At 41.6% G+C, this 13784-nt stretch carries 18 protein-coding genes and 2 other annotated features; all 18 genes read left to right on the forward strand.

Annotation, left to right across the window (positions count from 1 at the left end):
• Positions 1–15: 15 nt before the first annotated feature.
• The 18 genes from ABE41_RS00495 (at position 16) to ABE41_RS00575 (ending at position 13538) form a co-directional block, all read left to right on the forward strand.
• Positions 16–1107 (forward strand): PIN/TRAM domain-containing protein, encoded by a 1092-nt coding sequence (locus ABE41_RS00495; RefSeq protein WP_066285477.1) that lies wholly within the window; start codon positions 16–18, stop codon positions 1105–1107.
• A gap of 19 nt (positions 1108–1126) precedes the next feature.
• A complete protein-coding gene (ispD, locus tag ABE41_RS00500) occupies positions 1127–1822 on the forward strand; it encodes a 2-C-methyl-D-erythritol 4-phosphate cytidylyltransferase (protein ID WP_066285480.1) in 696 nt (231 codons plus the stop codon).
• A complete protein-coding gene (ispF, locus tag ABE41_RS00505; protein WP_066285482.1) occupies positions 1819–2292 on the forward strand; it encodes a 2-C-methyl-D-erythritol 2,4-cyclodiphosphate synthase in 474 nt (157 codons plus the stop codon). The genes ispD and ispF overlap by 4 nt, the downstream gene beginning before the upstream one ends.
• A 38-nt stretch (positions 2293–2330) precedes the next feature.
• Positions 2331–3800 (forward strand): glutamate--tRNA ligase, encoded by a 1470-nt coding sequence (gltX, locus tag ABE41_RS00510; protein ID WP_066285483.1) that lies wholly within the window; start codon positions 2331–2333, stop codon positions 3798–3800.
• 56 nt (positions 3801–3856) lie between these two features.
• Positions 3857–4096 (forward strand) — a binding site (T-box leader).
• Between the two features lie 262 nt (positions 4097–4358).
• On the forward strand, positions 4359–5009 hold the full coding sequence (cysE, locus tag ABE41_RS00515) for a serine O-acetyltransferase (RefSeq protein ID WP_066285485.1): 651 nt from the start codon (positions 4359–4361) through the stop codon (positions 5007–5009).
• Positions 5006–6409: a cysteine--tRNA ligase gene (cysS, locus tag ABE41_RS00520; protein WP_066285487.1), complete on the forward strand. Its 1404-nt coding sequence runs from the start codon at positions 5006–5008 to the stop codon at positions 6407–6409. The genes cysE and cysS overlap by 4 nt, the downstream gene beginning before the upstream one ends.
• Complete coding sequence (locus ABE41_RS00525; RefSeq protein ID WP_066285489.1) at positions 6410–6808, forward strand: Mini-ribonuclease 3; 399 nt, start codon at positions 6410–6412, stop codon at positions 6806–6808.
• A 17-nt stretch (positions 6809–6825) separates the two neighbouring features.
• Positions 6826–7590, forward strand: coding sequence for a 23S rRNA (guanosine(2251)-2'-O)-methyltransferase RlmB (rlmB, locus tag ABE41_RS00530; RefSeq protein ID WP_066285491.1), 765 nt, complete (start codon positions 6826–6828; stop codon positions 7588–7590).
• Entirely contained in the window at positions 7587–8105 is a 519-nt protein-coding gene (locus tag ABE41_RS00535) for an NYN domain-containing protein (RefSeq protein ID WP_066285493.1), read from the forward strand. The genes rlmB and ABE41_RS00535 overlap by 4 nt, the downstream gene beginning before the upstream one ends.
• Positions 8106–8184: 79 nt before the next feature.
• A complete protein-coding gene (gene sigH / locus ABE41_RS00540; RefSeq protein ID WP_066285495.1) occupies positions 8185–8835 on the forward strand; it encodes an RNA polymerase sporulation sigma factor SigH in 651 nt (216 codons plus the stop codon).
• A gap of 353 nt (positions 8836–9188) precedes the next feature.
• Positions 9189–9338: a 50S ribosomal protein L33 gene (gene rpmG, locus ABE41_RS20425; protein WP_077365486.1), complete on the forward strand. Its 150-nt coding sequence runs from the start codon at positions 9189–9191 to the stop codon at positions 9336–9338.
• A gap of 56 nt (positions 9339–9394) precedes the next feature.
• Positions 9395–9601 carry a preprotein translocase subunit SecE gene (secE, locus tag ABE41_RS00545; RefSeq protein WP_066285497.1) on the forward strand — a complete coding sequence of 69 codons (207 nt, stop codon included), beginning with the start codon at positions 9395–9397 and terminating at the stop codon, positions 9599–9601.
• 76 nt (positions 9602–9677) lie between these two features.
• Positions 9678–10214: a transcription termination/antitermination protein NusG gene (nusG, locus tag ABE41_RS00550; protein WP_066285499.1), complete on the forward strand. Its 537-nt coding sequence runs from the start codon at positions 9678–9680 to the stop codon at positions 10212–10214.
• A 167-nt stretch (positions 10215–10381) separates the two neighbouring features.
• Positions 10382–10807, forward strand: a complete 426-nt coding sequence (rplK, locus tag ABE41_RS00555; RefSeq protein WP_066285502.1) for a 50S ribosomal protein L11 — start codon at positions 10382–10384, stop codon at positions 10805–10807.
• 157 nt (positions 10808–10964) lie between these two features.
• Positions 10965–11666, forward strand: coding sequence for a 50S ribosomal protein L1 (rplA, locus tag ABE41_RS00560; RefSeq protein WP_066285504.1), 702 nt, complete (start codon positions 10965–10967; stop codon positions 11664–11666).
• A gap of 45 nt (positions 11667–11711) precedes the next feature.
• Positions 11712–11865, forward strand: a sequence feature (ribosomal protein L10 leader region).
• A gap of 39 nt (positions 11866–11904) precedes the next feature.
• Positions 11905–12402: a 50S ribosomal protein L10 gene (gene rplJ / locus ABE41_RS00565; RefSeq protein WP_066285506.1), complete on the forward strand. Its 498-nt coding sequence runs from the start codon at positions 11905–11907 to the stop codon at positions 12400–12402.
• Between the two features lie 47 nt (positions 12403–12449).
• Positions 12450–12815 carry a 50S ribosomal protein L7/L12 gene (rplL, locus tag ABE41_RS00570; RefSeq protein ID WP_066285507.1) on the forward strand — a complete coding sequence of 122 codons (366 nt, stop codon included), beginning with the start codon at positions 12450–12452 and terminating at the stop codon, positions 12813–12815.
• A 120-nt stretch (positions 12816–12935) separates the two neighbouring features.
• A complete protein-coding gene (locus ABE41_RS00575) occupies positions 12936–13538 on the forward strand; it encodes a class I SAM-dependent methyltransferase (RefSeq protein ID WP_066285509.1) in 603 nt (200 codons plus the stop codon).
• Positions 13539–13784 lie beyond the last annotated feature (246 nt).

Consider the following 13784-nt stretch of genomic DNA (forward strand, 5'->3'; position numbering starts at 1 on the left):
GGAGGTGAATCAGGCATGCTAAAAAGAATTGTCCAATTGTTTTTTATAGTGATAGGGGGCATGCTGGGCTATCTGTATATTCCAGATTTAATTCGTGTTCTTAACTTCGGTGATCTGCCGACTCAAGTAACATCCCCATATGTCGGGGCAGTAATTGGTGCACTTATACTATTTTTATCTACATTTTGGCTGTCAGATTACGTAGTAGGATTGATTCGCTGGGCAGAGGAAACGGTTGTTAAAGCCCCTGCAACTGATCTGTTATCGGGTACGATGGGACTTATCATTGGATTGATTGTTGCATTCTTAATCCAGTCGCCGCTCAGCAGCATGGATATCGTTGTTGTAAGTTCAATTCTGCCGATCGCTATTACTTTTTTACTTGGGTACCTTGGGTTCCAGGTAGGATTCAAAAAGAGAGATGAATTGATTCAGCTCTTCTCACTGAACCGTCAGGGCAAAGAGAAGAAGAAAGAAGCAGAACCTGAAATGGCTAGAGGGAAATATAAGATTCTCGATACGAGTGTTATTATTGATGGCCGTGTTGCAGATATCTGTCAAACTGGCTTTCTAGAAGGTCCGCTGATCATTCCTCGATTCGTTTTGGAAGAATTGCAGTATATTGCAGATTCATTAGATGTTTTGAAACGTAACAGGGGCCGCCGCGGATTGGATATCTTAAACCGTATCCAAAAAGAGCTGTCTATGAAAGTGGAGATCTATGAAGGTGACTTTGAAGAAGTTACCGAAGTAGACAGCAAACTTGTAAAGCTTGCACAGCTTTTAACAGGTGTTGTCGTTACGAATGATTTTAATCTTAATAAAGTATGTGAGCTGCAGAATGTTGCGGTTCTTAACATTAACGATCTTGCTAACGCGGTAAAACCTGTCGTTCTTCCTGGTGAAGAACTGGTTGTTCAAGTGATTAAAGACGGGAAAGAACAAAATCAAGGTGTCGGCTATCTCGATGACGGAACGATGATCGTTGTTGAGGATGGACGAGACTATATCGGAAAAACGATCGATGTAGTTGTTACGTCTGTACTTCAAACGTCAGCGGGTCGAATGATTTTTGCTAAAAAAAAGCTGCTAGAAAAAGCATTGTAATGAACGGTGGGGAAAGCACGTGAATTATTGGACAGTAATTCCTGCAGCCGGACAAGGCAAAAGAATGAATGCTGGTATTTCAAAACAATGGATCGAGCTCTTAGGGAGCCCGGTTCTGAAGCTTACACTGGATGTTTTTGAGAAAGACCAGGCTTGTTCAGGTATCGTTCTTGTCGGCAGCGAGCGGGAATTAAAACAGATGCAAGATTTTGTACAAACATTCCAATATACAAAAGTGCGCCAAATCGTTCCAGGCGGAAGTGAACGGCAGCAAAGTGTATTTGAGGGTCTGAAAGTAGTTCCAGAAGATGCTGAGCTTGTCCTCATACATGATGCTGCACGACCTTTTATTACGCATCACCATATTAGCCAGCTTGTTGAAAATACCATTGAAACAGGTTCTGCTGTTTTGGCTGTACCCGTAAAGGATACGGTGAAGCGGGCTATACAAAATCAGGTGGAAGAAACGATCGACCGTTCCAGCTTGTGGGCTGTTCAAACCCCGCAAGCTTTTCGTCTTTCTATTGTAAAAGAGGCGCATGAAAAAGCGGCCGCCGATCATTATCTTGGAACGGATGATGCAAGCCTAGTGGAACGAATTGGACATACAGTCACTATTGTAATGGGAGACTATCATAATATAAAATTAACTACGTCTGATGACTTGTTGTTTGGACAAGCCATTTTGTTGGATAGACAGGGGGAAAAAGCATGATGCGCATCGGCCAGGGTTTTGATGTTCACGCATTTTGTGAAGGAAGGCCTTTAATTATTGGCGGAGTTACGATACCTTATGAAAAAGGACTTTTAGGACATTCTGATGCAGACGTTCTTTTGCATGCGGTAACAGACGCATTGCTTGGAGCTGCAGGTGAAGGGGATATTGGCAAACATTTTCCTGATACAGATCCTGCCTACAAGGGTGCAGATTCGAAACGTTTATTATTAGATTCTTGGAAGCTTGTAGAGAAAAAAGGGTACCGTTTAGGAAATATAGATTGCACGATTATCGCTCAAAAACCTAAAATGCTTCCTTACATTGAAGAGATGAGAACCGTTATTGCGGGTATTTTTGAAGTGGATGCCGATCAAATCAATGTGAAGGCGACCACGACAGAAAAGCTAGGTTTTCCGGGAAGAGAAGAAGGAATTGCCGCACAAGCGGTTGTTTTAATCGAGAAATAAAGATTCACAAATAACTACTTTTTAGAGGTGAAACCAAGATGGCAAACGAAGTTCGAGTACGTTATGCACCAAGTCCTACAGGACATTTACATATAGGTAATGCTCGTGCGGCTCTTTTTAATTATTTATATGCACGCCACATTGGCGGGAAATTTATTATCAGAATCGAAGACACTGACCAAAAGCGAAATATTCAGGGCGGTGAAGAAAGTCAGCTGAACCATCTGCAATGGCTTGGTATGGATTGGGACGAAAGTGTTGATATCGGCGGAGATTATGGTCCTTACCGTCAGATGGAGCGCTTAGATCTTTATCAAAAATATACGGATGAGCTTCTTTCAAAAGAACTTGCTTATAAGTGCTATTGTACGGAAGAAGAACTGGAAGCTTCACGTGAAGAACAGATGGCAAAGGGTGATACACCTGTATATGACGGGCGCTGCCGCAATCTTTCAAATGAAGAGCGTGCTGCATTAGAAGCGGAAGGACGCAAGCCTAGTATTCGATTCTTAGTTCCTCAAGACCGTACGATTACGTTTGATGATATGGTAAAAGGCGAAGTTTCCTTTGAATCAAGCGGGTTTGGCGATTTTGTTATCGTAAAAAAGGACGGCATACCAACGTATAACTACGCGGTAGTTATCGATGATCACGAAATGGCGATTTCTCATGTATTAAGAGGAGATGACCATATTTCAAATACACCAAAGCAGCTTTTGATCTACGATGCTTTAGGCTTTGAACACCCTAAGTTTGGCCACACGACGCTTATCGTAAACGAAAACCGCAAAAAGTTAAGCAAACGTGACGAGTCTATCGTTCAATTCATTGAGCAGTATAAGGATCTAGGTTATCTTCCTGAAGCGCTGTTTAACTTCATCGCATTATTAGGATGGTCACCGGGCGGAGAAGAGGAAATCTTCAGCCGTGAAGAGTTTATTGAGATTTTTGATCCGAACCGCTTATCAAAGGCACCTGCCGTTTTCGATACGCAAAAGCTTGAATGGCTGAACAACCAGTATATGAAAAAGCAGGACGTTGAACGAATCGTTGAACTTTGCATGCCTCATCTTATAAAAGCAGGAAGAATTTCTGAAAATCCAAGTACCCAAGAGCAAGAGTGGGTAACACGCCTTGTAGCTCTTCATCAGGAAAAAATGAGCTATGGTGCTGAAATTGTAGATCTTACCGAGCTTTTCTTCAAAGAAGAGATTGAATACGAAGGGGAAGCACTAGAAGTTCTTCAAGGTGAAGGTGTTCCATCAGTTATGGAAGCTTTCTTAAGCCAGGTTGAAAACAGTGAATCGTTTGAAGCAGAAGATATAAAAGCGATGATGAAGGCAGTACAAAAAGAAACAGGACAAAAAGGGAAGAACTTATTCATGCCGATCCGTGTAGCCACAACTGGACAGACGCATGGTCCAGACCTGCCTGCAGCGGTTTCTCTTTTAGGGAAAGGCGTTATCGTGAAACGCCTGAATGCTGTGATCGCGAAAATTAATAAGTAATAAAAGTACACATTTTGCAAAGATTATAATATAGTAAAAGAAACTTATTTTTAAAGATTAAAACGCAGATGAGGAAAGTAGGCTGGCGCCTTTTCATATTAGAGAGAACCATCACCGGCTGAAAGTGGTTTATGAGAAATGCCTGCTGAAGTGCCCCTCGGAGTCTCGTGCTGAAACAGAAGTAGGCATGGGCGGGAACTCCCCGTTACGGAGATTAAGGGAACAGGTAGTAAAGTAAGTATATTAAATTTACCTGTTAAACAGAGTGGAACCGCGTCTAATTCAGCGTCTCTGTGTCATTCGGCACAGGGGCGTTTTTTATTTTATTTTTTTCTAAAAGGTTGCTGCTTGATAGATGTTTTTAAAACTTCAAAGCAGTTGATTGGAGCGCAAGGTGCGAGACTCCTGCGGGACGAGTGGGACAGGTGAGCCTCCTGAAGGCGCAAAGCGTCAGGAGGCTCACCGCCCGCCCCGCGGAAAGCGAGTACCTGGAGCGGAGGTCAACCTCACACATTTTGGGTTAGCTATTTTAATTTTTTTGCAAGGAGGTTGAGAAGCTTGTTTTCAGCCATGAAAGAAGATATTAAGGTTGTATTTGAAAAAGATCCAGCCGCAAGAAGTTCATTGGAAGTAATCTTAACGTATTCAGGATTGCATGCCGTATGGGCACACAGACTGGCACATAAGTTTTTTAAGCGCAATTTGCTGTTTTTAGCCCGTGTGATCTCTCAGATCAGCCGATTTTTCACCGGTATTGAAATCCATCCTGGAGCTCAAATCGGAAGAAGATTCTTTATCGATCACGGTATGGGAGTCGTAATCGGGGAGACATGTATCATAGGCAATGATGTGACAATCTATCAAGGTGTTACACTTGGCGGAACCGGAAAAGAAAAAGGAAAACGGCATCCGACACTAGAGGATCATGTTCTCGTTGCTACAGGTGCGAAAGTCTTAGGGAATATTACGATCGGGAAAAACTCAAAAGTCGGAGCGGGTTCAGTTGTTTTGCAAAACGTACCGCCTAACGCAACAGTAGTCGGTATACCAGGGAAAGTGGTAATTAAAGACGGGATCAAAGTAGGTTGTGAACTAGACCACCGCGATCTGCCAGACCCGGTAGCCGATAAATTTAGAGAAATGCAGCTGGAAATAAAAAAGTTATGTGAAGAATTGGAAAGAATGAAAAGAGGGAGTGAATCTAAATGAGCATTAAAATTTTTAACACGATGACACGCCAAAAGGAACCGTTTGTACCTTTAGAAGAGGGCAAAGTGAAAATGTATGTATGCGGACCGACTGTATACAATTACATTCACATAGGCAATGCCCGTCCTGCCATCGTATTTGATACAGTCAGAAGATATCTGGAATACAGGGGATATGATGTTCAGTTCATCTTGAACTTTACAGATGTTGATGACAAGCTGATTAAAGCAGCTAACGAAATGGGCAGCGATGTTCCGACGATTGCAGAAAAGTTTATCAATGCATATCACGAGGATACGTGCGCACTCGGAGTTCAGAAAGCAGATGCACATCCGCGTGTAACAGAAACGATGCCAGAGATTATTGAGTTCATCGAAAACCTGATTAAAAAAGGATTTGCATATGAGGCAGCCGGGGATGTTTATTTCAAAACACGTTCGTTTGACGGCTACGGCAAGCTTTCTCACCAATCGATCGACGACCTGAAGTCTGGCGCAAGAATTGAAATCGGAGAAAAAAAAGAAGATCCGCTTGATTTCGCACTATGGAAAGCTGCGAAAGAAGGGGAGATCTATTGGGAAAGTCCTTGGGGCAAAGGGCGCCCTGGCTGGCATATTGAGTGCTCGGCTATGGCAAAAAAATATCTTGGTGATTCCATCGATATTCATGGCGGCGGCCAAGACCTTGCATTCCCGCATCACGAAAATGAGATTGCGCAATCCGAGGCATTAAATGAATCTCCGATGGCTAAGTATTGGATGCATAATGGGTATATTAATATAAACAATGAAAAAATGTCTAAATCACTCGGCAATTTCGTGCTAGTTCATGACCTTGTAAGAGAAAAGGATCCGCAAGTTATCCGTTTCTTCATGCTTGCTGTTCACTACCGCAATCCAATTAACTTCAGCCAGGAGCTGCTGGAAGTTGCAGAAACGAGCTTGAACAGAATCAGAACAGCTTATGAGAACTTGAAGCACCGTCTAACAGTTACAGCTGATTTAGCAGAAGACATTGAGAAATGGACAAAAGTAATCGAGGTCACGAGAGCGAAGTTTATCACAGATATGGACGACGATTTTAATACAGCTAACGCGATCTCTATCCTGTTCGATTTTTCGAAAGAAGCTAACGTTTATTTGCAGGAAAAGAACACTTCAAAAGCTGTCATTACTGATTTCATTCATTTATTTGAGGAGCTTGCAGGAGTATTAGGATTGACGCTTCAAAAAGAAGAAGAGCTATTAGACGAACAGATCGAAGCTCTTATCGAAGAAAGAAACAAGGCGCGCAAAGAAAAGAACTTTTCCCGTGCCGATGAAATTCGTGATCTGCTAAAAGAGCAGAACATCATCCTTGAAGATACCGCACAAGGTGTACGGTGGAAAAGAGAGAAGTAAATGAGACTATCTGATGCAGACATCAAACAACTGAACGGAACCACGCTTGCTTATATGGGAGATGCGGTCATGGAGCAATTCGTGCGTGAGCATCTCATACGCAACGGACAGGTCAAACCGAATAAGCTTCATGTATCGGCAACAAAGTTTGTATCTGCGAAAGCCCAGGCAGGCATGGTCGTTCAATTGCTGGAAGAAAACTTTTTTACGGAAGAGGAAGTTGCAGTCATTAAACGCGGACGCAACGCCAATCAAGGAACGGTTCCGAAAAATACGGATGTACAGACATACAGGCATGCAACGAGCTTTGAAGCGATTATCGGATATTTATATCTTCTGAACGAGCATGAACGGCTCAAAGCATTAATGGAAACAGTTTTACCAGACAAACAAGATTGAGAGGGGGAAGGCTGAAGATGAGTGAAGAAAAAGAGCAAGAACTGATAATAGGCAGAAATCCAGTAATGGAGGTACTGCGCTCCGGCCGTGATATTAATAAAATTTTTGTAGGTGAAGGTTCGCAAAAAGGACCGGTTAGCACCATTGTTTCAATGGCTAAAAAACAAAATGTACTCGTTCAATATGTCCCAAAACAAAAACTTGACTCTCTAAGCGGGGGCGGAAATCATCAAGGCGTTATTGCTGGTGTTGCTGCTTACACATACGCTGATATTGATGATTTATTTAAACTAGCTGAGGAACGCGGTGAAGAGCCTTTCTTTATTATATTAGACGAGCTTGAGGATCCGCATAATTTAGGATCGATCATGCGTACTGCTGATGCTGTTGGAGCACATGGGATCATTATTCCTAAAAGAAGATCTGTAGGATTAACGGCAACAGTTGCAAAGGCATCTACAGGTGCGATTGAATACATCCCTGTTGTACGTGTAACAAACCTTGTGCAGACGATGAAAGACCTGAAGGAAAGAGGTATGTGGTTTGCCGGAGCAGATATGAAAGGCAAAGATGATTACCGCCAGGCAAAATGGGACATGCCTTTAGGCCTCGTAATTGGAAGTGAAGGAAAAGGAATGGGAAGACTCGTTTCAGAAACGTGCGATTTTCTAGTCCAGCTGCCAATGAAGGGTAAGGTTACATCTCTTAATGCATCTGTTGCTGCCAGTCTGTTAATGTATGAGGTCTACCGCAACCGCTATCCGCTAGAATTGAAAAAATGAGAACCCGCCAATATTTGATTGTTGATGGATACAACATCATTGGCGCATGGCCCGAACTTCGGGGCTTAAAAACATCTGATTTTGCAAAAGCTAGAGATCTGCTGATTGAATATATGGCAGAATACCAGGGTTCGACAGGGCATCAAGTAATCGTAGTATTCGATGCCCATCTCTCGCCTGGCACAGAAAAAAAGACAAAAAATTATCGGGTAGAAGTTATTTTTACACGGGAAAATGAAACAGCGGATGAGCGGATTGAACGGCTGGTCGGGGAATTGAAATCGATAGACACCCGTATTTATGTTGCGACTTCTGATTCCACCGAACAATGGCAGATATTTGGAAAAGGTGCTCTCAGAAAATCTGCTAGAGAGTTAAAGAACGAAATGGATGAGATCCAGAAAGAGATTCATGTCTCCGTAGGCGAGAGAAAACGACGACAAAACACTTCCTCTATACATCTTTCGGATGAAATTGCCGAAATATTTGAAAGATGGAGAAGAGGGCAAAAATAAGGAATGTTGACGCTTTTGTGAACTATGAAGTATAATATTGCTATATTTTGCCGGTAAAAACCTGGTCGGGGGGATTGTCGTGAACATAGATCTCAAGGAACTGTCAGTAAGCGATTACGAGCTAATGGAAGATGAAAGCCTTGTGGAACTGGTTCATGAGGGAGACAGCGCAGCGTTAGAATATTTAATCAATAAATATAAAAACTTTGTTCGTGCCAAAGCGAGATCATACTTTTTAATCGGAGCAGACCGCGAAGATATTATCCAAGAAGGTATGATTGGACTTTATAAAGCAATTCGTGATTTTAAAGAGGACAAGCTGTCATCCTTTAAAGCTTTTGCCGAACTCTGTATAACGAGGCAAATGATCACTGCTATCAAAACAGCAACAAGACAAAAGCATATTCCGTTGAATTCATATGTATCATTGGACAAGCCCATCTACGATGAAGAGTCCGATCGTACACTTATGGATGTTATTTGCGGTACAAAAGTCACTGACCCAGAAGAACTCATTATCAATCAGGAAGAGTTTGATGATATTGAGGTGAAGATGGGTGAGATCTTAAGTGACCTGGAACGTAAAGTTCTCATGCTGTACCTTGACGGAAGATCATACCAGGAAATCTCAGTAGATCTCGACAGACATGTGAAATCAATTGATAACGCACTTCAGAGAGTGAAGCGTAAACTAGAGCGATATTTAGAACTAAGAGAAATTACATCGTAAGAGCAGGGAAGTGGTCCTGCTCTTTTTTTAGATTTTTGTCTTAAAGGTCGGGCTAATGTCTGTATGTTTAATTGCTCCCCTTGCAAGTTGATTGGAGTGGAAGATGCGAGACTCCTGCGGGACAAGCGGTCAGGTGAGACCTTTAAAGACGCAAAGCGGCAAGGGGCTCACCGCCTGCCCCGCGGAAAGCGAAGCATCTGTAACGGAAATCAACTACTTTTTCAAGACCAACAGAGTTAACCTAAACCTTCATTTTCCCTTTATTGACAAGCTTATACCCCTATGTTAATGTTTTAAAAGTAACATTGTAACGTGGATGAGTGGGTTTGTCGCACGAAAGGTGTTTATTTAGCATGAGAAAAAAAGTATTTTTAGCCTGTAAACAATGCTCAAAACGGAATTATACAACGATGAAGAACCAGCAAAACAATCCTGAACGAGTCGAGGTTAAGAAGTTTTGCAGCTACTGCAACGCTCATACCATTCACCAGGAAACGAAGTAAGCGAGCAAGCTTTTTTATAAATGTTTGAATGATTAAAGGCATGGGGGTTTATGAAGATGGCGGATGTTGCAGAAAAGACAAAGAAATCACCAGCAAAGTTTCTTTCTGATGTTAATAAGGAAATGAAGCGCGTCAGCTGGCCTAAGCGAAAAGAACTGTTTCGCTATACGGGGATTGTACTGTCAACTGTTGTAATTATGGCTTTGTTCTTCTGGGTTGTGGATCTAGGGATTTCACAAATCGTAGAGCTTATTTTAGGGTAGATTAGATACATCTTCTTTTGGATAGAATGCTAGAGTATTATCCATTTTAGGAGGGAAAGGACACGGGTCCCATCGTATGGAAAAAAATTGGTACGTAGTTCATACCTATTCAGGTTATGAAAACAAGGTAAAAGCAAACTTGGAAAAACGTTTAGAATCTATGGGGATGACAGATAAAATTTTCCGTGTACTTGTACCTGTAGAAGAAGAGACCGAAACAAAGAACGGCAAGACAAAAACAAGCATGAAGAAAGTTTTCCCTGGTTATGTACTGACAGAAATGATCATGACTGATGATTCATGGTACGTTGTACGTAATACACCAGGTGTAACTGGATTTGTCGGTTCTGCTGGTGCGGGTTCAAAACCAACGGCGCTATTGCCTGAGGAAGTAGAACATATTCTTAAAGGTATGGGTATGGAAGCGCCGCGCGTTGAAGTGGATTTCGAAATTAAGGAATCTGTAAAAGTGAAAGAAGGTCCTTTTGCTGATTTTGTTGGAACGATTGAAGAGATCGATGCAACAAAGCGCAAGCTGAAGGTTCACGTAAACATGTTCGGTCGTGAAACACCTGTTGAACTCGAGTTTAACCAAGTCAGCAAGTTAAGTTAACAGTAATAATGGAAAAAGACTTGTAATCACCACCAAAAGGTGATAGAATTTTTTATGTTTGATATTTCTAATCAACTGCTTCTTCTCTTTTAGGAGGGGAAGCGTATTTTTGAGTGGGAGGGTTTCGGCCCATAATACCACATCACGGACTTAAGGAGGTGTGTCGCGTGGCTAAAAAGGTTATTAAGATGGTAAAGCTTCAAATCCCTGCTGGTAAAGCAAACCCGGCACCGCCAGTTGGACCTGCACTAGGACAAGCTGGGGTAAACATCATGGGATTCTGTAAAGAATTCAACGCTCGTACTGCTGATCAAGCTGGTTTAATCATTCCGGTTGAAATCACGGTTTTCGAAGACCGTTCATTTACATTTATCACTAAAACTCCTCCAGCTGCTGTTCTTTTAAAGAAAGCTGCGGGAATCGAGTCAGGTTCAGGTGAGCCAAACAAGAAAAAAGTTGCGACTGTAAAGCGTGATAAAGTTCGCGAAATCGCAGAATCAAAAATGCCCGACCTAAATGCTGCTAGTGTTGAAGCTGCAATGCGTATGGTTGAAGGTACAGCGCGTAGCATGGGAATCGTTATCGAAGACTAATTCCATGCCTGATGTTTATTAGGTTGCGAGTAAATGGATGAGATCCTGCCGTTAACGGTTCGCAACCTTTATTCATGCAAAGCGTTTGAGTTGTGCTTTGAAAAGAGTGCAATAAGTGGGAGGAATATCCGCTAAACCACATAAGGAGGACATAACAATGGCAAACAAAGGTAAGAAGTACCAAGAAGCGGCTAAATTAGTAGACCGCACAAAAGCATATGAGCTAGCAGAGGCGATCGAGCTTGTTAAAAAAGCTGCACCTGCTAAGTTCGACGAGTCAGTAGAAGTTGCAGTTCGTCTTGGAGTTGACACTAAGAAAGCTGACCAGCAAGTTCGTGGAGCTGTAGTGCTTCCAAACGGAACTGGTAAAACTCAACGTGTATTAGTTTTCGCTAAAGGCGAAAAAGCAAAGGAAGCGGAAGCTGCTGGAGCAGATCACGTTGGAGATTCTGACTACATCAACAAAATCCAACAAGGCTGGTTCGAGTTTGACGTAATCGTTGCAACTCCAGACATGATGGCTGAGGTTGGTAAACTAGGACGTGTTTTAGGACCTAAAGGCTTAATGCCAAACCCTAAGACAGGAACAGTTACATTTGAAGTTGAAAAAGCGATTAATGAAATCAAAGCTGGTAAAGTAGAATACCGTGTTGATAAAACTGGTAACGTACACGTTCCAATCGGTAAAGTATCTTTCGAAGCTGACAAGCTTGCAGAAAACCTTTCAACAATCATCGAAACATTGCTAAAAGTGAAGCCTGCAGCTGCTAAGGGAACATACATGAAGAATGTTGCTATCTCTTCTACTATGGGACCTGGGATTAAAGTTAATCCATCTTCATTTACTGTAAAACGATAGTTGACAAACGGGGTTACACCCGTTATATTATATACTGTTAAACACAAATGCATCAGATGAATGCCGTAGACAGCAGGAGCCTTAGGGCTTAAATCTTTCCTGCCGAGGTGAAGCGTCGATAAGCTCATTAGTAAGTTACTTATGACTTTTAGATACTCACGCCTCCATGTCTCGACATGGAGGCTTTGTTTTTGGACAAAACCTGCGGTGATGCAATCATTTTACAGGAGGTGTAATAATGAGCAGCATTTTAGAAACAAAAAAGCAATTAGTATCCACTATTTCTGAAAAGATTAAAAATAGCCAATCAACAATCCTTGTTGACTATCGTGGACTAACTGTTTCTGAGGTTACTGAACTTCGTAAGTCATTGCGTGATGCGGGAATTGAGTTTAAGGTATACAAAAACTCTATGGTCGTTCGCGCTGCTGAAGAAAATGACCTTAACCTATCAGAACACTTAACTGGTCCTACAGCGATCGCATTCTCTAATGAAGATGTTGTAGCTCCTGCTAAGATCCTTAACGACTTCGCTAAGAAACATGAAGCGCTTGAGATCAAAGCTGGTGTAATCGAAGGACGTATCGCGTCACTAGAAGAAGTGAAAGCTCTTGCTGAACTTCCATCAAGAGAAGGACTTCTATCTATGGTACTCAGCGTGCTTCAAGCACCTATCCGCAACTTTGCGTTGGCTACTAAAGCCGTTGCAGAACAAAAAGAAGAACAAGGCGCATAAGCTTTATCTTCAACCAATAACTTACATTCCATAAGGAGGAAATTATAATGTCTAAAGAGCAAATCATTGAAAGCTTAAAAACAATGACTGTTTTAGAGCTTAACGACCTAGTAAAAGCAATCGAAGAAGAGTTTGGTGTAACTGCTGCTGCTCCTGTAGCTGTAGCTGGTGGAGCTGCTGGTGGAGACGCTGCTGCTGAACAAACTGAATTCGACGTAATTCTTGCAAGCGGTGGAGCTTCAAAAATTAAAGTTATCAAAGTTGTTCGTGAACTTACAGGTCTTGGACTTAAAGAAGCGAAAGAACTTGTTGACAGTGCTCCAAAGCCAGTTAAAGAAGGCGTATCTAAAGAAGAAGCTGAAGAAATCAAAGCTAAGCTTGAAGAAGTTGGAGCTTCTGTTGAAGTTAAGTAATTCAAAAGAAAAGGTTCGCCCGATGGCGGACCTTTTTGCTTGTTTTAGTGTCTCAAAAGTACAAAATCTGTGCTGATCGGGAATACTGTCTTTATCAAATGGTAAGGAGAGTTGGTTAAAATGAAAAACCATTACTATTCAGAAACACCTGGGACAGAGAGCAAAAGAGAAACATGGGAATTTGAACTAAAGGGCGGAAAATTCAAATTTACGACTGATTCTGGAGTTTTTTCAAAAAAAGAAGTAGATTTCGGAAGCCGTGTTTTAATAGATTCTTTTATTGCTCCAGAAGTACCGGGTGATTATATAGATGTAGGCTGCGGATATGGTCCGATCGGACTTTCGCTTGCAAAAGCAGAACCTGGCCGAACTGTGCAAATGATTGATATCAACGAACGTGCTGTAGAACTTGCGAAACTAAATGCACAGCAAAACAAAATAGAAAATGTAAAGATTAAAAAGAGCTATTTGTTTGCTGAAGTTGCAGATGCCGACTTTGCTGCCGTCATCACAAACCCGCCGATCAGGGCAGGGAAGGCAGTTGTTCATCAAATTTTTGAAGATGCTCATAAAAAACTCCGCACAGGAGGCGAGTTATGGGTAGTTATTCAAAAAAAGCAAGGTGCACCTTCTGCAATGGATAAAATAGAAGAATTATTCGGGCAAGTTGAAACGGCCGCAAAGAAAAAAGGTTATTATATTTTGCGTGCAATAAAAGTTTGACTTGATAAAACCCGTATGATAGTATTATAAAATGCCAATGGATTCGCATTTTCTTGCTTATTTTTCGTGGTAAGCGAAAAAACGTTGATATATCAACGTTTTTTACTCATGTTTAGACGTATAGAATGTGAAAAAGTTGGACAAAATTATATAATCAGCTTTTGTCAAAATAGGAAAACTGCGGTTTTAAATTATGAAACCCTTTTTCTTTTTGTTTTCTAATGTTCTTAATAGAATGTTAGATAG

Source organism: Fictibacillus arsenicus, from assembly GCF_001642935.1.
GTDB lineage: Bacteria > Bacillota > Bacilli > Bacillales > Fictibacillaceae > Fictibacillus > Fictibacillus arsenicus_B.